22 protein-coding genes are annotated in these 20,075 nt (G+C 69.6%); 17 read left to right on the top strand and 5 right to left on the bottom strand.

Annotated elements, in window-relative coordinates; genetic code table 11:
* Position 1: 1 nt before the first annotated feature.
* On the top strand, positions 2 to 604 hold the full coding sequence (locus AC1ROC_RS00435) for a histidine phosphatase family protein (RefSeq protein WP_085370429.1): 603 nt from the start codon (positions 2 to 4) through the stop codon (positions 602 to 604).
* 19 nt (positions 605 to 623) lie between these two features.
* Here AC1ROC_RS00435 and AC1ROC_RS00440 read toward each other — a convergent pair whose 3' ends face one another.
* Positions 624 to 1,115: a GNAT family N-acetyltransferase gene (locus AC1ROC_RS00440; RefSeq protein WP_168689701.1), complete on the bottom strand. Its 492-nt coding sequence runs from the start codon at positions 1,113 to 1,115 to the stop codon at positions 624 to 626.
* A 79-nt stretch (positions 1,116 to 1,194) separates the two neighbouring features.
* On the opposite strand from AC1ROC_RS00440, the gene dapB reads away from it, so the two are divergent.
* A complete protein-coding gene (gene dapB / locus AC1ROC_RS00445) occupies positions 1,195 to 1,977 on the top strand; it encodes a 4-hydroxy-tetrahydrodipicolinate reductase (RefSeq protein WP_492997399.1) in 783 nt (260 codons plus the stop codon).
* A gap of 5 nt (positions 1,978 to 1,982) precedes the next feature.
* A complete protein-coding gene (locus AC1ROC_RS00450) occupies positions 1,983 to 2,435 on the top strand; it encodes a hypothetical protein (protein WP_373270203.1) in 453 nt (150 codons plus the stop codon).
* 17 nt (positions 2,436 to 2,452) lie between these two features.
* On the opposite strand, the gene AC1ROC_RS00455 is transcribed toward AC1ROC_RS00450, so the two are convergent.
* The 4 genes from AC1ROC_RS00455 to AC1ROC_RS00470 form a co-directional block, all read right to left on the bottom strand.
* Positions 2,453 to 3,343: a TIGR01777 family oxidoreductase gene (locus AC1ROC_RS00455; protein ID WP_492997402.1), complete on the bottom strand. Its 891-nt coding sequence runs from the start codon at positions 3,341 to 3,343 to the stop codon at positions 2,453 to 2,455.
* Positions 3,344 to 3,346: 3 nt separating this feature from the next.
* On the bottom strand, positions 3,347 to 3,772 hold the full coding sequence (locus AC1ROC_RS00460; protein ID WP_085370422.1) for an OsmC family peroxiredoxin: 426 nt from the start codon (positions 3,770 to 3,772) through the stop codon (positions 3,347 to 3,349).
* 108 nt (positions 3,773 to 3,880) lie between these two features.
* Positions 3,881 to 4,369, bottom strand: a complete 489-nt coding sequence (locus AC1ROC_RS00465; protein ID WP_492997404.1) for a DUF4395 domain-containing protein — start codon at positions 4,367 to 4,369, stop codon at positions 3,881 to 3,883.
* Positions 4,356 to 4,796 carry a thioredoxin family protein gene (locus AC1ROC_RS00470; protein ID WP_492997406.1) on the bottom strand — a complete coding sequence of 147 codons (441 nt, stop codon included), beginning with the start codon at positions 4,794 to 4,796 and terminating at the stop codon, positions 4,356 to 4,358. Before AC1ROC_RS00470 ends, AC1ROC_RS00465 begins: the two co-directional genes overlap by 14 nt.
* Positions 4,797 to 4,937: 141 nt before the next feature.
* Here AC1ROC_RS00470 and dapA point away from each other — a divergent pair, with 141 nt between their 5' ends.
* The 14 genes from dapA to miaB all read left to right on the top strand — a co-directional run bounded on the left by dapA (position 4,938) and on the right by miaB (position 20,070).
* Positions 4,938 to 5,915, top strand: coding sequence for a 4-hydroxy-tetrahydrodipicolinate synthase (gene dapA, locus AC1ROC_RS00475; RefSeq protein ID WP_085370416.1), 978 nt, complete (start codon positions 4,938 to 4,940; stop codon positions 5,913 to 5,915).
* Between the two features lie 66 nt (positions 5,916 to 5,981).
* Positions 5,982 to 7,658, top strand: a complete 1,677-nt coding sequence (locus AC1ROC_RS00480) for a ribonuclease J (RefSeq protein WP_085370414.1) — start codon at positions 5,982 to 5,984, stop codon at positions 7,656 to 7,658.
* Between the two features lie 144 nt (positions 7,659 to 7,802).
* The gene (locus AC1ROC_RS00485; protein ID WP_492997408.1) at positions 7,803 to 8,804 is read left to right on the top strand and encodes an efflux RND transporter periplasmic adaptor subunit; all 1,002 of its coding nucleotides are present in this window, start codon (positions 7,803 to 7,805) and stop codon (positions 8,802 to 8,804) included.
* The gene (locus AC1ROC_RS00490) at positions 8,801 to 9,505 is read left to right on the top strand and encodes an ABC transporter ATP-binding protein (protein ID WP_492997411.1); all 705 of its coding nucleotides are present in this window, start codon (positions 8,801 to 8,803) and stop codon (positions 9,503 to 9,505) included. The genes AC1ROC_RS00485 and AC1ROC_RS00490 overlap by 4 nt, the downstream gene beginning before the upstream one ends.
* Positions 9,502 to 10,725 (top strand): ABC transporter permease, encoded by a 1,224-nt coding sequence (locus tag AC1ROC_RS00495; RefSeq protein WP_434948921.1) that lies wholly within the window; start codon positions 9,502 to 9,504, stop codon positions 10,723 to 10,725. Before AC1ROC_RS00490 ends, AC1ROC_RS00495 begins: the two co-directional genes overlap by 4 nt.
* Positions 10,726 to 10,787: 62 nt before the next feature.
* Positions 10,788 to 11,279: a GNAT family N-acetyltransferase gene (locus AC1ROC_RS00500; protein WP_492997414.1), complete on the top strand. Its 492-nt coding sequence runs from the start codon at positions 10,788 to 10,790 to the stop codon at positions 11,277 to 11,279.
* 96 nt (positions 11,280 to 11,375) lie between these two features.
* Entirely contained in the window at positions 11,376 to 14,216 is a 2,841-nt protein-coding gene (locus AC1ROC_RS00505; protein ID WP_492997416.1) for an FtsK/SpoIIIE family DNA translocase, read from the top strand.
* Positions 14,217 to 14,221: 5 nt separating this feature from the next.
* Positions 14,222 to 14,845, top strand: a complete 624-nt coding sequence (pgsA, locus tag AC1ROC_RS00510) for a CDP-diacylglycerol--glycerol-3-phosphate 3-phosphatidyltransferase (RefSeq protein ID WP_492997418.1) — start codon at positions 14,222 to 14,224, stop codon at positions 14,843 to 14,845.
* Positions 14,832 to 15,332 carry a CinA family protein gene (locus tag AC1ROC_RS00515; RefSeq protein WP_492997420.1) on the top strand — a complete coding sequence of 167 codons (501 nt, stop codon included), beginning with the start codon at positions 14,832 to 14,834 and terminating at the stop codon, positions 15,330 to 15,332. The genes pgsA and AC1ROC_RS00515 overlap by 14 nt, the downstream gene beginning before the upstream one ends.
* Positions 15,333 to 15,489: 157 nt before the next feature.
* Entirely contained in the window at positions 15,490 to 15,801 is a 312-nt protein-coding gene (locus AC1ROC_RS00520) for a helix-turn-helix domain-containing protein (protein WP_055895785.1), read from the top strand.
* A gap of 90 nt (positions 15,802 to 15,891) precedes the next feature.
* Positions 15,892 to 16,116, top strand: a complete 225-nt coding sequence (locus AC1ROC_RS00525; protein ID WP_085370403.1) for a DUF3046 domain-containing protein — start codon at positions 15,892 to 15,894, stop codon at positions 16,114 to 16,116.
* Positions 16,117 to 16,284: 168 nt separating this feature from the next.
* On the top strand, positions 16,285 to 17,358 hold the full coding sequence (gene recA, locus AC1ROC_RS00530; RefSeq protein ID WP_168689692.1) for a recombinase RecA: 1,074 nt from the start codon (positions 16,285 to 16,287) through the stop codon (positions 17,356 to 17,358).
* Positions 17,359 to 17,453: 95 nt separating this feature from the next.
* The gene (locus tag AC1ROC_RS00535; protein ID WP_492997423.1) at positions 17,454 to 18,377 is read left to right on the top strand and encodes a regulatory protein RecX; all 924 of its coding nucleotides are present in this window, start codon (positions 17,454 to 17,456) and stop codon (positions 18,375 to 18,377) included.
* 82 nt (positions 18,378 to 18,459) lie between these two features.
* Positions 18,460 to 20,070 carry a tRNA (N6-isopentenyl adenosine(37)-C2)-methylthiotransferase MiaB gene (gene miaB, locus AC1ROC_RS00540; RefSeq protein WP_492997426.1) on the top strand — a complete coding sequence of 537 codons (1,611 nt, stop codon included), beginning with the start codon at positions 18,460 to 18,462 and terminating at the stop codon, positions 20,068 to 20,070.
* Positions 20,071 to 20,075 lie beyond the last annotated feature (5 nt).

Raw genomic sequence — 20,075 nt, forward strand, 5'->3', positions numbered from 1 at the left:
GGTGCCCCATTACCTCTATCTCGTTCGCCACGGTGAGCAGCAGGATGCAGAACACGGCCTCCCCGACGGCCCGCTCTCGCCGCGTGGCAAGCGTCAGGCCCAGCTGGTCGCTGAACGGCTGAGCGGCGTGCCGTTCACCGGCATGTACCACTCACCGCTGAATCGCGCGGCGGAGACGGCAGCGATCATGGCGGAGCGGATGCCCGCACTGACGCCGGAGCCGTCGAGCCTGCTGTTCGACTGCATCCCGTCCGGGCCGACCCCGGACATGCCGAAGGCGTTCGAGTCGTTCTTCGGCAACGTCACGGACGCGGAGATCGAGGCGGGGCGGGCGCAGATGGACGACGCGGTCGGCGAGTTCCTCACGCCGGCGCTCGGCGACAGGCACGATCTGCTCGTCACCCACAACTTCGTCATCGGCTGGTTCGTGCGGCACGTCTTCGACGCTCCGGCGTGGCGGTGGCTGGGACTCAACCAGGCCAACTGCGGGCTGACCATCATCCGGGTGCGCTCGGCGAAGCCGCCGGTGCTCGTCGTCCACAACGATCTCGGGCACCTGCCCGTCGAGCTGCGCACGGGCCTGCCGGAGCTGCAGCCGGTCTAGTCGCGGGCGGCCTCGCCGGTCAGAGCTGCTTGCGGAACCAGTCCGTCGCGTTGGGGTTGTCGTTGTACGGCTGGATGTTCTCGTAGCCGTGCGACCGGTACAGCCCGCCGGCCGCCTCCAGGCTGGCGTTGGTGTCGAGCACCACTTCGGTCGCACCGAACCCGCGTGCCCGGTGCTCCAGCTCGGACAGGATCGCGCGCCCCAGCCCCTGTCCGCGGTGCGCGGGTGCGACCCACAGGTGCTTGATCTCGTAGCGCACCACCGGCAGCTCGGGGTCGGCGTCGGCGAGCGGGACGCTGAGCTCCCTTACGCCGCCGCAGCCGGCCTCGCCGTCCTCGTCGTACGCCAGCAGGAACACCCCGGCGGGCGGTACGAACTGGCTGGGGTCGGGGAAGGTCGTGCGGTATGCGCCCTGCGACGTGGGGAAGGAGACCGCCCGCTCCGCGAAGTAGTCGCTGAGCATCCGGTGGGCGGTCGCATCCGTGACGGCGACATCAGCAAAAGACACCATCGCCCCAGCGTAGTTCCGTGGCAGGCGTGTGCCGCGCATCCCGGATCTTTCGCGGAGGTGCGGCGGGTAGATTGATCTGGTGACTATTCGCGTAGCCGTCGCTGGGGCGACCGGAAAACTGGGCAGCGTCGCCGTGCGGCTGATCGAGGAGGCCGACGACGTCGAACTCGTCGCCAGCCTCGACTCCCGCTCCCCGCTGGAAGACATGCTCGGTGCGGACGTGCTGGTCGACATGACCCTCCCGGCGGTCAGCCCCGGCATCGTCGCCTTCGCGGTCGACAACGGGCTGAACGTGCTCGTCGGCACCTCGGGATGGTCGGCCGACCGCATCCTGGACCTCGAGCGTCGCGTGGCCGCCCACGAGGGCGCCGGCGCCGTCGTCATCCCCAACTTCTCGCTCGGCTCCGCTCTCGGTACCGCCTTCGCGACGGTCGCCGCCCGGTTCTTCGACTCCATCGAGATCATCGAGGCCCACGGAGCGGGCAAGGTCGACTCGCCCTCCGGCACCGCGGTGCGCACCGCCGAGCTGATCGGTGCGGCCCGCGCGGAACGCGGCCCCGTGGATGCCCCGCACACCGACCAGCGCGCCCGCGGCCAGCAGGTGGCGAGCGTCCCCATCCACAGCCTCCGGATGCGCGGGATCGTCGCGCAGCAGCAGGTCGTCTTCGGCGGCGCGGGGGAGACCCTGACGATCCGGCACGACACCGTCGGCTCCGAGTCGTACGAGGCGGGCATCCTGCTCGCGCTCCGCGCTGCGGCGTCGACCGTCGGCGTCACGGTCGGGCTCGACAAGCTGATCGACCTGGGCATCGCGGAGCCCGACGGCGAGCCGCCCCGGCCCACCGTGCGCGAGACGGCGTAACGGCCGTGCGGAACCGTATCGCCGCCATCGTCATGGCGGTCATCCTCGCGGTCTACCTGGTGCTCGTCCTGCAGCGCGCCGTCATGCTCATGGCGACCGGCGAGGGCATCGCGATCGCGATGGGCGTCGCGCTGCTCGCGCTGCCGATCGTGGCGGCGTGGGCGATCGGCCGCGAGCTGCTGTTCGGCGCCCGCACCGAGAAGCTGGTCAAGATCCTGGATGCGGAGGGCGGCCTCCCCGTCGAAGACCTCCCCGTCCGCGCCAGCGGCCGTCCCCTGCGCGACGCGGCCGACGAGGAGTTCCCCCGCTACAAGGCCGAGGTGGAGGCGCAGCCGGAGAGCTGGCGCGCGTGGTTCCGGCTCGGGCTCGCCTACGACGCGTCCGGCGACCGCAAGCGGGCGCGCTCGGCCCTGCGCGAGTCGATCCGGCTGTACCGCACGGAGCAGCGCGCGGCGTAGAGGCGAACCGGCCGCGCCTACCGCTTCGCGACCAGCCGCTCCATCGCATCCCGCACCGTCGGCTCGGAGAACACGAACCCGTCGTTGAGCAGCTTCTGCGGCACCACCTTCTGGCTGGCCAGCAGCAGCTCGCGTCCGGCGTCGCCGAGCGCGAGCGTGATCGCCTTGGCGGGCAGAGGCAGTCCATACGGCCGCCGCAGCGTCGCCGCGAGCTCGCGCAGCACCGTGTCGGCCGTCGCCGGTGTCGGTCCTGCCACATTCACCGGTCCGCGCAGCGTCGAGTCGAGCAGGTGCACGATGGCTGCTGCCTCGTCGTGCAGGCTCACCCAGGGCCAGTGCTGGCCGCCGCCCGCGATCGGCCCGAGCAGCCCGAGACGTCCGGCGGGGAGCAGCGGCTTCATCGCGCCCCCGCGCCCGACGACCACGCCGGTCCGCACCGTGACCACGCGCGTCTTCTCCGGCGCGAGGTGCGCGGCGGACTCCCACGCCTCGACCACGTCGGAGAGGAAGCCCGTGCCCTTGATCGCCGTCTCCGTCAGCTTCTGGCCGGGCCGGTCGCCGTAGAACCCGACGGCCGAGCCACTCACGAACACCGCAGGGGGAGAGCCGGCCATCCGCATCGCGTCCGTCAGGGTGTGCGTGGCCTCCAGGCGCGAGGCGAGGATGGTCCGCTTCCACGCGGGCGTCCACGGCAGACGGCTGATGGATGCGCCGGACAGGTTGACCACCGCATCCACTCTGTCCATCAGCGTGAAGTCGATGATGCGGGCGGCGGGCGCCCAGTTGTATTCGTTCGCGGCCGACGGCGCACCGCGGACCAGTCTCAGCACCTCGTGCCCCTGCGCAGCCAGCTGTGCGGTGACCTCGGTGCCGATCATGCCGGAGGCGCCCGCGATGAGCACCCTCATCGGCTAGACCAGGGTGGCGTCGATGGTGATCGGGATGCCGACCAGCGCGCGGGAGACCGGGCAGCCGGTCTTCGCCTCGTCGGCGAGACGGTTGAAGTCCTCGACGGAGAGACCGGGCACGGTCGCCTCGACCACCAGGTGGCTGCCGGTGATGCCCTCCGCGGGGTCGAAGCCGACGTGCGCGGTGACCTGGAGGCGCTCAGGGGTGGTGCCGAAGCTGCTGAGGGCGTTGGAGAACGCCATCGAGAAGCACGCGGAGTGCGCGGCGCCGAGCAGTTCCTCAGGCGTCGTCACGTCGCTGGAACCCTGCGAGCGGGCGGCCCAGGTGACGGGGAACTGCGCGGAGTGCGACGAATCGAGGGTGACCTCGCCGGAGCCGGACTTCAGGTCGCCGGTCCAAACGGTTGTCGATGCGCTCGTGACTGCCATGTGTGGTCCTCCTCGTTGTTCCCCCGCACGGTGCGCGGACGGTTCGACCAGCCTAATCGCGCCCCCAGACACCGGGGCAGGGCGTACGGGGGATTCCCTGGTATTCGTTCAGGCGGCTGCGACGCCACCCCGGCGGATCACACCGGCGCGCACGAGCAGCAGGTAGATCTGGCAGCCGAGGCAGTAGCCGAAGACGGCGTTGAGGAAGGCGGCGACGAACGCCAGTGCCGCGGCGATCGGGAGCACGGCCGGCACCCCGAGCAGGTGCAGGAGGAGGCCGAGCCCGGTGACGACCAGCCCGACCCCTTGCGCGAACGTCGGGGGAGCAGGGTCCTCGAGCTCGGCGGGCGGCGCGAGCCTGGGGCGCACGACGGTGCGGAACAGCGCGCCGTACGGGTGGCGCCGGATGCCGGCGAACGCTCCCCAGGCGAAGAGCAGCGCGATGGCGAGCAGCAGCCAGAACGCTGCCGTCGTCGCGCCGACCAGGCCGAGGAACACGTCGATGAGGAGGAGCACGGCCGTGATGCCCGCCCCGAAGCGGGGCGATCGGGGGTCGATCCCCGCGCGGACGGTGGGTGTCTGTTCAGGCGTTGACATGGTCGCTCCCGGTGATCTGGTCGATGGTGATGCGCACCTCGTCGGCGCGGGCCGCCCCTCCGATGCGCGCTCGGATGGCGCCGGAGGGGTCGAGCACGAGGGTGGTGGGCGTCTGCAGCACGCCGAAGCGCGAGGCGAGGTCCGGACGGTGGGTGAGGTCCACATCCATGTGGGCGACGCCCGGCCGCTCGTCGGCGATGCCGCTCAGGATGCGGGCGGTGGTCTTGCACGGCGCGCAGAACTCGGTGGAGAACTGGAGGAGCGTCGCGGCGCTGCCGAAGGTGGGGGCTCCGACCTCTGCGGCCGTGACGACACGCGTCTGCCTGGCGGTGCGGACGCGTCCGGTGGTCCTGCGCCAGAGCAACCCGCCCACCGTGGCGGCGACGACGAGCGCGACGAGCACGGCGGCCGCTTCCCAAGCGTTCATGGACCGTGACGTTACGCCCGCTGGGGCACCGGATGCGGAGTGTGACGGCGGATGACGCAGGCGCATGTGGATAACGGGGACTGTCCACAGATCCGACGAGGGGGAGAGCGCCCGGAGCGACCGACCCGATAACCTTGAGCCATGTCGAACTCCGCGAATCCGTTCGGCCAGGTCCTCGTGGCCCTGGTCACCCCGTTCACCGCCGATGGCGAGGTCGACTGGGCCGGCGTGGAGAAGCACATCGACGACGTGATCACCGCGGGGGCAGACGGCATCGTCGTCACCGGCACGACCGGGGAGACCTCCACCCTCACCGACCACGAGAAGCTGCGGCTGGTCGAGGTCGGCAAAGACGTGGCGGCCGGTCGCGCCAAGATCATCACGGGCGGCGGTTCCAACGAGACGGCGCACGCCATCCAGCTCTATCAGCAGAGCGAGAAGGCGGGGGCGGACGGCGTGATGATCGTCACTCCCTATTACAACAAGCCCACCCAGGCGGGCATCCTCACCCACTTCCGGCTCATCGCGGACTCCACCGACCTTCCGGTGATCCTCTACGACATCCCCGGCCGCACCGGCGTCCCGATCAAATACGAGACCATCCTCCGCATCGCCAAGCACCCCAACGTGCTCGCCATCAAAGACGCGAAGGGCGATTTCAGCGAGGTCAGCCGGGTGCTCAACCAGACCGACCTGCTCTACTTCTCCGGCGACGACGCCAACGTGCTCCCGCACCTGGCCATCGGAGCAACGGGCCTCATCGGCGTCACGGCCAACATCGCCGCGCGGCCGTACCGCCAGATCGTGGATGCGGTCAACGCGGGCGATCTCGCCACTGCCACCGCGGCGCACCAGAAGCTCGAACCGCTGGTGCGCGCCGTCATGACGCACGTGCCGGGCACGGTCGCCGCGAAGTACATCCTGCACGGCCTCGGCCGCATCTCCAGCCCGCGCGTGCGCCTGCCGCTCGTCGGTCCGGAGGAGTGGGAGGCTGCTCAGATCGAAGACGAGCTCGACCTCGTCAAAGACATCCCCGGTGTCGACTTCTCCAACTTCCGGCCGGATCGCAACGCCGCAGCAGGCGGTGCTCTGCCCCGAATCGCCGGAACAACTCGATAGGCCGCTGCGATTGCACGGCGTGAACCACAACAGGCGCACAGCGCCGGTATCTGTTTAGGAGGGCACATGCCCAACCTCGTCTCCGACCCGCCCGCACTCGAACCGGGCACCCTCAGGATCATCCCCACCGGCGGCCTGGGGGAGATCGGCCGCAACATGACGGTCTTCGAATACGAGGGCAAGCTCCTCATCGTCGACTGCGGCGTCCTCTTCCCGGAGGAGAACCAGCCGGGCGTCGACCTGATCCTGCCCGACTTCGCACCGGTCCGCGACCGGCTCGACGACGTGGTGGGCGTCGTGCTCACGCACGGCCACGAAGACCACATCGGCGCCGTGCCATACCTGCTCAAGTTGCGCAGGGACATCCCGCTCATCGGCTCCGGGCTCACCCTCGCGCTGGTGGAGGCGAAGCTCAAGGAGCACCGCATCCAGCCGTACAGCCTCACCGTCAAGGAGGGGCAGGTCGAGCAGCTCGGGCCGTTCTCGCTCGAGTTCGTGGCCGTGAACCATTCGATCCCGGATGCGCTCGCCGTCGCGATCACCACGCCGGCCGGCGTCGTGCTGCACACCGGCGACTTCAAGATGGACCAGCTTCCGCTGGACGACCGCCTGACCGACCTGCGCGCCTTCGCCCGCCTCGGCGAGAAGGGCGTCGACCTGTTCCTGGCCGACTCCACGAACGCCGACGTGCCCGGCTTCACCCCGCTCGAACGCTCCATCGGCCCCGTGCTCGACAACGTCATCGCCCGCGCTCCGCGCCGCGTGATCGTCGCGAGCTTCTCCAGCCACGTGCACCGGGTGCAGCAGGTGCTCGACGCCGCGGCCGCCAACGGACGACGCGTCGCGCTGCTCGGCCGTTCGATGGTGCGCAACATGGGCATCGCCGCCGACCTCGGCTACCTCAAGGTGCCGGAGGGCGTGCTGATCGACTACAAGAAGGCCGCCGACCTGCCGGACGACGAGATCGTCTACATGTCCACCGGTTCGCAGGGCGAGCCGATGGCCGTGCTCGCGCGCATGGCCAACCTCGACCACCAGATCGAGATCGGCCAGGGCGACACCGTCATCCTGGCGTCCAGCCTCATCCCGGGCAACGAGAACGCGGTCTACCGGGTGATCGACGGCCTGACCAAGCTCGGCGCGAACGTCGTGCACAAGGGCAACGCCAAGGTCCACGTCTCCGGCCACGCCGCCGCGGGCGAGCTGCTCTACTGCTACAACATCCTGAAGCCGAAGAACGTCATGCCGGTGCACGGCGAGTACCGCCACCTGGTCGCGAACGCGCGTCTGGCGATGGACACCGGCGTGCCGGAGCAGAACACCATCCTCGCCGAAGACGGCACCGTGATCGACCTGCGCGACGGTGTCGCCCGGGTCGTCGGCCAGCTCGACCTCGGCTTCGTCTACGTGGACGGTTCGAGCGTCGGCGAGATCACCGACGCCGACCTCAAAGACCGCAGGATCCTCGGCGAAGAGGGCTTCATCTCGATCATCGTCGTCGTCGAGGCGGCCACCGGCCGCATCGTCACCGGCCCGGAGATCCACGCGCGCGGCTTCGCCGAAGACGACGCCGTGTTCGACGCGGTCAAGCCGAAGATCGCCTCCGCGCTGGCGGAGGCGGCCCACAACGGCGTCCGCGACTCGCACGCGCTCTCGCAGGTCGTGCGCCGCACCGTCGGCCGCTGGGTCAACACCAGCTACCGCCGTCGTCCGATGATCGTTCCGCTCGTGATCGAGGCGTGACGCACTGACGAACAAGCCGCCGGGGGGTGGCCCCTCGTCCGTGTCGCGGGCGAGGGACTAGATAACTCAAAGCAGAAAGCAGGAACAGTGGGGGTAACGCGACGATGGGTCTTTCCCATCATCCGTCTGGTTCTCGTCGCCGTCGTGGCGGCAGCGCTCGTCAAACTGGCGTTCTTCGGTGACGGCCCATCGGCGTCCGATCCGTTGCAGCCGACCGCCGAGCTGAGCGATCCGACCGTGGCCGTGCAGACCGGCACGATCGTCAACGATGTGACCGTGAGTGGTTCCATCGTCGCCGATCCCGCCGCACCGGTCAGGGCCACGGCCGCCGGTGTGGTCGACGAGGTGCAGGTCGCCGTCGGCGCCGCGGTGGAGGCCGGAGCGACGCTCTACGACATCAAGGTGGAGACGCCGCGCGAACCGGTCGAGACGACAGGGCCCGACGGCGTTCCCGTCGTCACGCAACCGAAGCCCGCCGTCAGCTACGTCGAGGTCACCGCCCCGATCGGCGGCATCGTCAGCGCTCTGCCGGTCATCCCCGGCCAGTCGGTGGCGGTCGGCGAGGCGACGGGCGGCATCGCGCCTCCCACGTTCTCGGCCACGGCATCCCTGCCGTCCGCCCAGCAGTACCGGTTGCTCAACCGGCCGACGGAGGCCGTGGTGACCATCAAGAACGGCCCGGCGCCGTTCACCTGCACGGGCCTCAGCATCACCACGCCCGCCGCGACCGCCGACACGGCACAGACCCCGCCGGCCGGCTCCGAGCAGCAGGGCGGCGGAGGCGCATCCGGATCGTCGACCACCGTCCGCTGCGCGATCTCGGCCGGCGTCACCGTGTTCGCGGGTCTCTCCGCCGACCTCACCATGTCCGGCGGCCGGGCGGAGGGCGTGCTCACCGTTCCCACCACGGCCATCAAGGGCACGGCCGAGAAGGGCATCGTCTTCCTGCCGGATCCGAAGGGCGGGGCGCCGAAGGAGGTCGCCGTGACCCTCGGCCTCACCGACGGCACCGCCGTCGAGGTCCGCGGCGGGGTGAAGGAGGGCGACACGATCCTCGAGTTCGTCCCTGGCGCACCGATGCCCGACGAGAACGGGTGCATCACCGGGCCCGACGGCTCGATGTCCTGCGCGTCGGTCGGCTCGTGACCCTGCTGCGACTCGAGGGTGTGACCAAGACGGTCGACATCCCGGACGCCGAGCCGCTGACCATCCTGCACGGCGTCGACCTCGTCGTCGAACACGGGGAGCGCACCTCGATCGTCGGGCGTTCCGGCTCCGGCAAGTCCACTCTGCTCAACATCCTGGGCCTGCTGGATGCGCCGACCTCCGGAGTGTTCGAGTTCGACGGCCGATCGGTCGCCCGGCTGAGGTCGGGTGCGCGCGATCGGCAGCGCGGTGCGGACGTCGGCTTCATCTTCCAGCAGTTCAACCTGCTGTCGGGGCGTTCCGCGCTCGAGAATGTGATGACCCCGCTGCTCTACGCGAGCGGGCGCCGATTCTGGCGGCGCAGGGCCATCGCCGCCGAGATGCTCGACAAGGTCGGGCTGGGCCACCGCCTCGACACGATGCCGGAGAAGCTCTCCGGCGGTGAGCAGCAGCGCGTCGCCATCGCCAGAGCCCTCGTGCGCGAACCGCGCCTCATCCTCGCCGACGAGCCGACCGGCGCCCTCGACGTGGAGACGGGGACCTCGGTGATGGGGCTCCTCGACACCGTCGCGACCGACTACGGCGCCGCTCTCGTCATCATCACGCACGACCCGGCGATCGCCGCGCTCGCCGACGAGCGGCACCGGCTGGACGCCGGCCGGCTGCATCCGGTCGAGTCCGGCGCGGAGGTGCCGGCGTGAGGGCGGTCGAGTCGGTCTGGGGTGCGATCGTCGAAGCCTGGCAGGAGGTGCGCATCCACCGGGTGCGCGTGCTGCTGTCACTGATCGGCGTCGCCGTCGCGGTGTGTGCGCTGAGCTCCGTCGTCGGGCTCGCGAACATCGCGCAGCAGGGCCTCACGGAGTCCAACGAGCGGTTCGGCGGCCGTCCGGCGCTGCTGTCCGTCTCCGCGTCGTACGGCCCGGACGGCACGCCGCTCGTGGGGGGAGGGCTGCCCCAAGCGTGGGCCGGGGTCGTAGAACGCCACAAGATCGAGTACACCTCGTCGGTGCGCCCATTCGGGATGCGCGTGCAGTTCCGCGGAGGCGTCGCCGAGGTCAACACCACGGCCGTCGACCAGCCGTATGCGGCGATGCACCGCCTCCGCATCTCGGAAGGGTCCTGGTTCGCGAAGTCCGACACGGAGCGGCTGGCACCGGCGCTCGTGGTCAACGGCGACTTCTGGCGCAAGCTGGGCTCGCCGTCGCTCGCGTCGCACCCCACCGCACGCGTCCTGAGCGGCGATGGGGAAGTGACGGCGGTCGTCGTCGGCGTCTTCCGCACGCCCGCCGGGGAGGACATGACGCCGTCGGCGTACGTGCTCACCCCCGCGTCCGCTCCGCTGATGTCGGTCGACTACACGGGCGGCGCACCGGCGAACCTGGAGGCGTGGGTGCCGCCGCACCTGGCCGATCCTCTCGCCCAGGCCATCCGGGAGGAGCTGGACCAGTCGCTCGGCGCAGGAACGGCGAGCGTCAACCGGCAGGACTACCTGGCTCACGGCGACGATCCCCTCGGATTCTTGAAGCTCGCCGTTGGAGGGATCGCCGTGCTCGTGCTGCTGCTCGGCGCTCTCGGGCTCGTCAACATCGCACTGGTGACGGTGCGCCACCGCATTCGGGAGATCGGGGTGCGGCGGAGTTTCGGGGCGACGGCCGGGCGGGTGTTCTTCGCCGTGATGATGGAGAGCGTCGTCGCGACGATGGTCGCCGGAGCGGCAGGCGTCGGCCTGTCCATCCTGATCGTGAAGAGTCCGTGGCTCGAACAGCTGATCGGCCAGGGGCTGGTGTCCGACCTGCCGCCGTTCCCGGTGGAGGCCGCGGTGATCGGGATGGTCGCCGCCACCGCCGTCGGAGCGCTCGCCGGACTGCTTCCTGCGCTCGTCGCGGTGCGGGTGAAGGTGATCGACGCCATCCGGTACTGACGGGCAGGCGCGCGGCGGTTTTCGTAACCTCGCTGTTACACGTCTCCCGGTAACGTTCCTGCATGACAGCATTCCGGATCAGGGCGGCGACCGGAGACGACGCGCGCTTCCTCGCCGACATGCTCGTCGAGGCGTCCAACTGGAACCCGGCCACCAGCCGGCCAAGGGTCGCCGTGCTCGACGACTCGAAGGTGTCCCGCTACGTCAGCGGCTGGATGCGGCCGGGCGACTTCGGATCTGTCGCGATCGACGCGCGCGACGTGCCGGTGGGGGCGTGCTGGGGGCGCTTGTTCCCCGCCAACGCGCCCGGCTACGGTTTCGTGGCCGTCGGCGTCCCGGAGCTGACGCTCGGCGTGAACACCCAGTGGCGTGCACGAGGCGTCGGGCGCGCCCTGCTGCAGGCGGTCGCCCGGCAGGCGAGCGCCGCCGGGCACAGCCGCGTCAGCCTGAGCGTCGAGCGCGCGAACTTCGCCCAGCGCCTCTACGTCAGCGAGGGATACATCACCGTCGCGTCCGGCGAGAACGCGGACACGATGGTCAGAGCCGTGCACTGACCCGGGTCTCCTGCACAGAACCGGCCGGCGACCGATTTTCCACAATCAGCGCGCGGTAACCGCAGGAAGACGGGGGCGCGAAGTACCGTGGACCCTATGGCTACGAGCACCAAGTCGACATCGCGCGCACGGAACTCCTCCGGCCGCGGCGGCTCGGCCGCGCGCAAGCCGGCGGCGAAGACCGCGACCCAGAAGACGGTCGCATACCCGACCGCCGACGCGGGGCCGAACCCCCTCGTCCGCGCGTGGATGGGCCTCGCCCACCTCACGGGCGCCGCCTTCCGCGCCCTCGGGCCCGAGAAGCTCGCCAAGGAGGAGCGTCGGGACGGTTTCCCGTTCTTCCTCGTCCTCCTCGCCGTCGCCGGCGCCGTGGTCGAGTGGTTCCTCATCAACGACGAGGTCGCCCGCACCCTGGATGCGTGGACGTTCGGCGGATTGTTCGGGCGCGTGGCGTTCGCGCTCCCCGTCATCATGGTGCTGTTCGCCGGATGGTTGTTCCGGCATCCGAGCTCCGTGCACGACAACACGCGCATCGGCATCGGCCTGAGCATCCTGCTGCTCACCATCTCCGGCCTGTGCCACCTGTTCAGCTTCCACCCGCAGCCGAGCGACGGCATGGCGAAGCTCGCTGAGGCCGGGGGAGTGCTCGGCTGGCTGCTCGCCGCACCGCTCTCCGCGCTGATCACGCCGTACGGCGCTGCCGCCGTGATCATCGTGCTGCTCATCCTGAGCATCTTCATCATCACCAAGACCCCGCCGAACAAGGTGGGCGTCCGGGTGCGCGAGCTCTACGCATACCTGTTCGGCGCGCAGCTTCCCACGGAGGAGGAGCGTCAGGCCGCCAAGGAGGCCAAGACCCAGCAGGTGGAGCTCGACGGGGTCGACGGCGACGACGGCGAGCAGGAGGCGAACCTGCCCTGGTGGCGCAGGAACAAGTCCGGCCGCGAGGAAGACCCCGCGTTCGACACCCCCGTGGTCGAAGACGGCATCACCGAGGTGTTCGGCGACCGTCCCAAGAAGGGCAAGGGCGAGTTCGCCACGGCCCTCGAGCCCGATCCGGCCAGCGACCACTACAACACCGAGGTGCTCAGCGAGCTCGCCAACGCGGAAGACGCCCTCAAGCGCTTCACCGGCGAGATCGCGCCCGCCGCTCCCGCTCCGTGGCCCCCGGCCGCTGCGGCAGCACCCGCCGTGCTCCCCGGCTTCGTCCCCGACGCACAGGGTGCCGGTGCAGACGACTTCGACGAGACCGCCGCCATCCCGTCCGCCTCGGAGCCCGCCGCTCCGTACCACCTGCCCTCCGCGGGGATGCTCTCGGCGGGAACCCCGGCCAAGACCCGGTCGAGCGCGAACGAGGACATCGTCGCGGCGATCACTGAGGTGCTCACGCAGTTCGGCGTCGACGCGCAGGTCACCGGATATTCGCGGGGCCCGACGGTGACGCAGTACGAGATCGAGCTCGGCCCCGGAGTGAAGGTCGAGCGCGTCACCGCGCTCAGCAAGAACCTGTCGTACGCGGTCGCGAGCAACGAAGTGCGCATCCTGTCCCCGATCCCCGGCAAGAGCGCCATCGGCATCGAGATCCCGAACTCCGACCGCGAGATCGTCTCCCTCGGCGATGTGCTGCGTTCGGGCGCGGCGACCAAGAGCACCCACCCGATGACCATCGGCGTCGGCAAAGACGTGGGTGGCGGGTTCGTCGTCGCCAACCTGGCGAAGATGCCCCACCTCCTCGTGGCCGGTTCCACCGGCTCCGGAAAGTCGAGCTTCGTCAACTCGATGATCACCAGCCTGCTGATGCGCGCCAAGCCGTCGGACGTTCGCATGGTGCTGATCGACCCGAAGCGCGTCGAGCTGACCATCTACAGCGGCGTGCCGCACCTCATCACGCCCATCATCACGAACCCCAAGAAGGCGGCGGAAGCGCTGCAGTGGGTCGTGAAAGAGATGGACATGCGCTACGACGACCTCGCGAGCTTCGGCTTCCGGCACATCGACGACTTCAACAAGGCCGTCGTCAACAACGAGATCGTCCTCCCCGCCGGCAGCGAGCGCACGCTCAAGCCGTACCCGTACCTCCTCGTCGTCGTCGACGAGCTCGCCGACCTGATGATGGTCGCCCCGCGAGACGTCGAGGACTCGATCGTGCGCATCACGCAGCTGGCGCGTGCGTCCGGCATCCACCTGGTGCTCGCCACCCAGCGGCCGTCGGTGGATGTGGTCACCGGCCTCATCAAGGCGAACGTCCCGTCGCGACTGGCCTTCGCCGTGACCAGTGTCACGGACTCACGGGTCATCCTGGACCAGCCGGGCGCCGACAAGCTCATCGGCCAGGGCGACGCGCTGTTCCTGCCGATGGGGGCGTCCAAGGCGATCCGCGTGCAGGGCGCGTGGGTCAACGAGGCCGAGATCCAGAAGGTCGTCGAGCACGTCACCAGGCAGGCACGGCCGGAGTACCGGCAGGATGTCGCCGCCGCCGCGGAGAAGAAGCAGATCGACTCGGACATCGGCGACGACCTCGAGCTGCTGCTCGCCGCCGCCGAGCTGGTGGTGTCGCTGCAGTTCGGCTCCACCTCGATGCTGCAGCGCAAGCTCCGGGTCGGCTTCGCCAAGGCGGGCCGCCTGATGGACCTGCTGGAATCGCGCGAGATCGTCGGCCCCTCCGAAGGCTCGAAGGCGAGGGACGTGCTCGCCACGGCCGACCAGCTCCCGTCCGTGCTCGCGATGCTGCGCGGCGAGGAATCGCCCGGCGGGGCTGCGCCTGCCGCGTCCGCCCCGTCCGGTGCGCCTGCTGCGCCCGCCGCGACCGTCGCGTCTGCCGGCGCGATGGACGACGACCAGTACGGCGGAGACCCGGTCGCACGGATGACCGAGGGCTATCCTGAGGTGGACGGCGACTCGGACGAGGACGCCTGGCAGCTGACCGACAGGGAGTAGAGCACATGTCGGTGCACGACACGCCTCCGCCTGCCGCGGCGGAGGGCACGCCAGCACGGGCGAGCAACTGGAACCTGCCCAACATCATCACCGTGGTGCGCATCCTGCTCGCCCCGCTGTTCGTGTGGATGCTCCTGGCAGACGCCGGCGACGACGGCTGGCTCCGCTGGGCGGCGGCCGTGCTGTTCGTCATCGCCATCGCCACCGACGGCGTCGACGGCGCCATCGCCCGGCGCAACAACCTCGTCACCGAGCTGGGCAAGCTGCTCGACCCGATCGCCGACAAGGTGCTCACCGGCGGCGCCCTGGTCGCACTCTCCATCCTGAACGAGCTCCCGTGGTGGGTGACCATCGTCATCCTGGTGCGCGAGATCGGCATCACCGTGTACCGCTTCGTCGTGATCCGGCAGGGCGTCATCGCCGCATCCCGTGGCGGCAAGATCAAGACCATCGTGCAGTCCGTCGCCATCAGCCTGGCGCTGTTCCCGCTCTGGACCCTGTTCGGCGACTGGGTGTTCTGGGTCAACGGCATCGTGATGACGGTCGCCGTGATCCTCACCGTCGTCACCGGGTTCGACTACCTCTGGCAGGCCTGGAAGGGCCGGAGGGCGAAGCGTGCCGTCGCCTGACCTGGCCGCACGCCTCATCCCGTACCTCGCCGACCGCGGTCTCACCGTCGCGGCGGCGGAATCCCTCACCGGCGGGGAGCTCTGCGCAGAACTGACCAGGGTCGGCGGAGCATCCGCGGTGGTGCTCGGCGGGGTGGTCGTCTACGCCACCGAGCTGAAGCACACGCTCACCGGCGTGGATGCGGCCCTGCTCGCGGCGGAGGGCCCCGTGCATCCCGAGGTCGCCAGGCAGCTCGCCTCCGGAGTCCGGGATGCGCTCGCGGTCGACGGCAGGCCGGCGTCCATCGGTCTCTCCACCACCGGCGTCGCAGGGCCGGACCCTCAGGGCGGCCGCGCGGTGGGCACGGTGTTCGTCGGGATCTCCACCGCGGAGGGGACGCGCGCCGTCGAGCTCGCGCTCACCGGGACGCGGTCGGAGATCCGGCGTCAGGTGGTCGAGCAGGTGCTCGCGGAGCTGGCCGATGAGGTCGGTCTCGATCCGTCGTAACGGGCGGGAATACGCGCTGTTACGGTCTCGTTACACCTGCTGCATTCACAAGAAAAGCCCAGTCGTCATCGATATCGTTGAGCCTCACAAGATGCGCTAGTGTTGGCATCCCTAACAAGGTCCGATCCGTCGGCAGGGTAGAAGAAGGAGGCTCCGAATGATTCTTGTACGTCAGGAAATCGGCGACGTGCTCAGGGACTTCCGCCTGCAAAAGGGCCGTACGCTCCGACAGGTGGCCAGCAAGGCGAGTGTCGCCCTCGGCTACCTCAGCGAGGTCGAGCGCGGTCAGAAGGAAGCTTCGTCCGAGATTCTCGCCTCGGTCGCCGAAGCGCTGGACACCCCCATCTCCGTCATCATGCGCGAGGTCGGTGACCGCCTCGCAGTGCTGGAGGGGATCGAGCCCATCATCCCCGACACCGTCCCCGACGAGTTCGTGTCGGCGATGGACGCGGATCTGGTCGCACGCTGATTCAGACTCATCAGAAGACGCCCCGGGAGACCGGGGCGTCTTTCGTTTCCGCCGACCGAGAGCGTCGGTCCAGACACGTAGGGTGGTCCCATGAAGTTGAGTGAGTTCCAGCGCGCGATCCTCGACGAGTTCGGTTCGACGTACGGCCAGGCGCTCACGACCGACCTGGTGCTCGGCGAACTCGGCAACCGCACGGCGCAGCAGGCGCTCGCAGCCGGGGTCGCCCCGCGCGAGGTGTGGATCGCGCTCTGCCGCGAGACGGGCGTGCCGCAGTCGCACTGGTACGGCGCAGGCAAGCCGGCTCCGAAGCGCTGACGCGACACGCCGCATTCGAAAGTCTCGAAGATATGTTCGGATGTAGCTAGACTCCTTCACAACGGCAATCGAAAACGGGTTGTCCACAGTTTGCGCGCTCGCTGCCCGGGTGTCGGACGTCCCCCGTACAGTCGATCTCGTTAGCGAAGCCGAGAAGGAGAACCGCACATGCCATCACCCGCAGACCGCGAAAAGGCGCTCGAGACCGCGCTCGCGCAGATCGACCGCCAGTTCGGCAAAGGCTCGGTCATGCGACTGGGCAGCGACGAGCGCGCACCCGTCGAGGTCGTCCCCACCGGCTCGATCGCCCTGGACGTCGCGCTCGGCATCGGCGGCCTCCCGCGAGGCCGCATCGTCGAGATCTATGGTCCGGAGTCGTCGGGTAAGACCACGCTGACTCTGCACGCCATCGCCAACGCTCAGCGCGCAGGCGGCATCGCCGCCTTCATCGACGCCGAGCACGCGCTCGACCCCGAATACGCCCGCAAGCTCGGCGTCGACATCGACGCCCTCCTCGTGTCGCAGCCCGACACGGGTGAGCAGGCGCTCGAGATCGCCGACATGCTCGTGCGAAGCGGCTCCATCGACCTGATCGTCATCGACTCCGTCGCAGCCCTCGTGCCCCGCGCCGAGATCGAGGGCGAGATGGGCGACTCCCACGTCGGTCTGCAGGCCCGCCTCATGTCGCAGGCCCTCCGCAAGCTCACCGGTGGTCTCAACCAGACCAACACCACGATGATCTTCATCAACCAGCTGCGCGAGAAGATCGGTGTCTTCTTCGGAAGCCCGGAGACCACCGCCGGTGGTAAGGCGCTCAAGTTCTACGCGTCGGTCCGCCTCGACATCCGTCGCATCGAGACCCTGAAAGACGGAGCGGACGCCGTCGGCAACCGCACCCGCGTCAAGGTCGTCAAGAACAAGATGGCGCCGCCGTTCAAGCAGGCCGAGTTCGACATTCTCTACGGTGTCGGCATCTCCCGCGAGGGCAGCCTGATCGACTTCGGTGTCGAGCACGCGATCGTCAAGAAGTCCGGCGCCTGGTACACCTACGAGGGCGACCAGCTCGGCCAGGGCAAGGAGAACTCGCGCAACTTCCTCATCAACAACCCCGACATCGCGCTCGACATCGAGAACAAGATCAAGATCAAGCTCGGTATCGTCGCCGACCCGAACGCGGTCGCCGAGGCGCCCGACAACGTCGGGTCCATCGAGGCGAAGCTGCAGGCGAAGAAGGGCGCGTAGCGTCTGCCGTGTGGCACCCGGCAGCCGATGGCTTACTGGGTGCCGCACGATTCGATCGAGGCGAGAAGCACGGCGAGAAGAACGAGGAGTGACCCGTGGTGGTGCGATTTCCCTCCGAGTCCGAGTCGGGCGCGGGTCGTGAGCCCGCGGGCGACGGCACGGCCGGTGACGGTGCTGCTGCTCGCGGCGCGGCCGCTGAGGACCGTGCTGCGGAGCAGCTGGCCCCGGTGACCTACCTGCCGCGGTCTCGCGGCGCCGACCATCCTTCCCGGCTGGGCAGAGGCGCGCACACGAACGCGGCGGAGAGCGATTCGCCTCGTCCGGTCGTCGCCTTTCCGTCCACGGGGCCGGCGGCTGTGGACACTGAGCGCGCGGCGGCCGATCGCAAGCGCACGACGGGTCTGTGGTCGAAGGCGTTCCTGGAAGACTCCGCCGACGATGCTGATGGGTCGCGCGGTGCAGACGCGTCGGACTCCGGCGATGAGCCGGAGCGTGGCGGGGCAGCGCGCGACACGGAGAGCGTCGCCGAGAAGCAGGTCAAGCGCGCATCCAACGTGTCGATCCACCAGCTCGCCCGGCGCGGCATGTCGCGGTGGGAGCTCGAGCAGGTGCTCGCCAAGCGCGAGATCGACCCGGCCGTCGCCCAGGCCGAGCTCGACCGGCTCGAGAGCGTCGGCCTGCTCGACGACGCCGCGCTGGCCGTCACGCTCGTCTACACCCAGCACAACCGCAAGGGTCTTGGTCGGTCGGCCATCGCCCAGGAACTGAACAGGCGGCACATCGCGCCGGAGCTCATCGAGGAAGCCCTCGCCGAGATCGCCGACGACGACGAGCTGGAACGCGCCACCGAACTGGCCATGAAGCGTGTCGGGCAGCTGTCCACCTACGACGACGAGACGGCGAAGCGCAGGCTCCACGGTTTCCTCGCGCGCAAGGGCTACAGCTCCGCCATCGTGCGCCAGGCGATGGATGCGGCACTCGCCACCCGGGGCCGTCGCGGCGGGGTGCGGTTCCAGTAGTGTGCCCCGAGTCGACGTGCGCCGTCCGGCGTCGTTCGCGCGGTTCGGTTCTTCAGCGCGTCGAACGTAAACTTGTCGCACTATGAGCATCACCGAAGAGCGAAGCACCATCGCGCCGTCGGACGCGGCCGTCCGCCCGGACGGTCGGGCGCGCACCTACGAGGTCCGAACGTTCGGCTGCCAGATGAACGTGCACGACTCCGAGCGGCTGAGCGGGTCGCTCGAAGCGGCGGGCTACATCGCCGCAGACGGTGAAGAGGCCGACATCGTCGTCATCAACACCTGCGCGGTCCGCGAGAACGCCGACAACAAGCTCTACGGCAACCTCGGGCACCTCGCCGCCGTGAAGAAGCGGCACGACGGCATGCAGATCGCCGTCGGCGGCTGCCTCGCCCAGAAAGACAAGAACGTCATCCTCGAGAAGGCACCGTGGGTCGACGTGGTCTTCGGCACGCACAACATGGGCTCGCTTCCCAGCCTTCTGGAGCGGGCGCGGCACAACGACGCCGCCGAGATCGAGATCCTCGAGTCGCTCGAGACCTTCCCGTCCACCCTGCCGACCAAGCGCGACTCCAGCTACAGCGGCTGGGTGTCCATCTCGGTCGGGTGCAACAACACCTGCACGTTCTGCATCGTGCCATCGCTGCGCGGCAAGGAGAAGGACCGTCGCCCCGGCGACATCCTCGCCGAGATCCAGGCGCTCGTCGACGACGGCGCCATCGAGGTCACCCTGCTCGGGCAGAACGTCAACTCCTACGGCGTCGAGTTCGGCGACCGTCAGGCGTTCTCCAAGCTGCTGCGCGCCGCCGGCGAGATCGACGGGCTGGAACGCATCCGGTTCACCAGCCCGCATCCCGCGGCGTTCACGGACGACGTGATCGACGCGATGGCGGAGACGCCGTCGGTGATGCCTCAGCTGCACATGCCGCTCCAGTCCGGGTCCGACCGCATCCTCAAGGCGATGCGCCGCTCGTACCGTTCCGAGAAGTTCCTCGGCATCCTCGACCGCGTCCGCGCGAAACTGCCGGATGCGGCGATCAGCACCGACATCATCGTCGGCTTCCCCGGCGAGACCGAGGAAGACTTCGTCGAGACGATGCGCGTCGTCGAGGCGGCACGTTTTGCCTCCGCGTTCACGTTCCAGTACTCGATCCGTCCCGGCACCCCCGCGGCGACGATGGCCGACCAGGTTCCCAAGGCGGTCGTGCAAGATCGGTACGAGCGGCTGACCGCGCTGCAGGAGCGGATCTCGCTCGAAGAGAACCAGAAGGTGATCGGCCGTCAGGTCGAGCTGCTCGTCGCCAACGGCGAGGGCCGCAAAGACGCCGACACCCACCGCCTCAGCGGGCGCGCCCACGACAGCCGCCTCGTGCACTTCGAGGTCCCCGCCGGCTCGCCGGTCCCGCGGCCCGGCGACGTGGTCACGGTGACGGTCACCCAGGCGGCGCCCTTCTATCTGATCGCCGACGCGGCCGACGGAGCACCCCTCGCCATCCGGCGCACCAGGGCCGGCGACGCGTGGGACAGGGCGGAAGCGGAGTCCTGCGCGGTCCCGACGCACGCCGACGGCGTCGCCTCCGGCGGAAAGGGCCGCGTCTCGCTCGGCCTCCCCACCCTCCGCGTCGGCGAGCCGCTCACCTCGCCCGGCGTCGGCACGATGCCCATCTACGACCCGACGGACGGCCTGCGCTGACCGCG

Source organism: Leifsonia sp. GW821-FHT13C05 (assembly GCF_058806515.1).

Bases quoted from the DNA above. Each gene is read 5' to 3' on its own strand.
- AC1ROC_RS00525 (WP_085370403.1), top strand. From the start codon at position 15,892: ATGAAGTTGAGTGAGTTCCAGCGCGCGATCCTCGACGAGTTCGGTTCG.
- pgsA (WP_492997418.1), top strand. From the start codon at position 14,222: ATGTCGGTGCACGACACGCCTCCGCCTGCCGCGGCGGAGGGCACGCCA.
- AC1ROC_RS00460 (WP_085370422.1), bottom strand. From the start codon at position 3,772: ATGGCAGTCACGAGCGCATCGACAACCGTTTGGACCGGCGACCTGAAG.
- recA (WP_168689692.1), top strand. From the start codon at position 16,285: ATGCCATCACCCGCAGACCGCGAAAAGGCGCTCGAGACCGCGCTCGCG.
- AC1ROC_RS00465 (WP_492997404.1), bottom strand. From the start codon at position 4,369: ATGTCAACGCCTGAACAGACACCCACCGTCCGCGCGGGGATCGACCCC.
- dapA (WP_085370416.1), top strand. From the start codon at position 4,938: ATGTCGAACTCCGCGAATCCGTTCGGCCAGGTCCTCGTGGCCCTGGTC.
- AC1ROC_RS00520 (WP_055895785.1), top strand. From the start codon at position 15,490: ATGATTCTTGTACGTCAGGAAATCGGCGACGTGCTCAGGGACTTCCGC.
- miaB (WP_492997426.1), top strand. From the start codon at position 18,460: ATGAGCATCACCGAAGAGCGAAGCACCATCGCGCCGTCGGACGCGGCC.
- AC1ROC_RS00505 (WP_492997416.1), top strand. From the start codon at position 11,376: ATGGCTACGAGCACCAAGTCGACATCGCGCGCACGGAACTCCTCCGGC.
- AC1ROC_RS00500 (WP_492997414.1), top strand. From the start codon at position 10,788: ATGACAGCATTCCGGATCAGGGCGGCGACCGGAGACGACGCGCGCTTC.
- AC1ROC_RS00455 (WP_492997402.1), bottom strand. From the start codon at position 3,343: ATGAGGGTGCTCATCGCGGGCGCCTCCGGCATGATCGGCACCGAGGTC.
- AC1ROC_RS00440 (WP_168689701.1), bottom strand. From the start codon at position 1,115: ATGGTGTCTTTTGCTGATGTCGCCGTCACGGATGCGACCGCCCACCGG.
- AC1ROC_RS00480 (WP_085370414.1), top strand. From the start codon at position 5,982: ATGCCCAACCTCGTCTCCGACCCGCCCGCACTCGAACCGGGCACCCTC.
- AC1ROC_RS00470 (WP_492997406.1), bottom strand. From the start codon at position 4,796: ATGAACGCTTGGGAAGCGGCCGCCGTGCTCGTCGCGCTCGTCGTCGCC.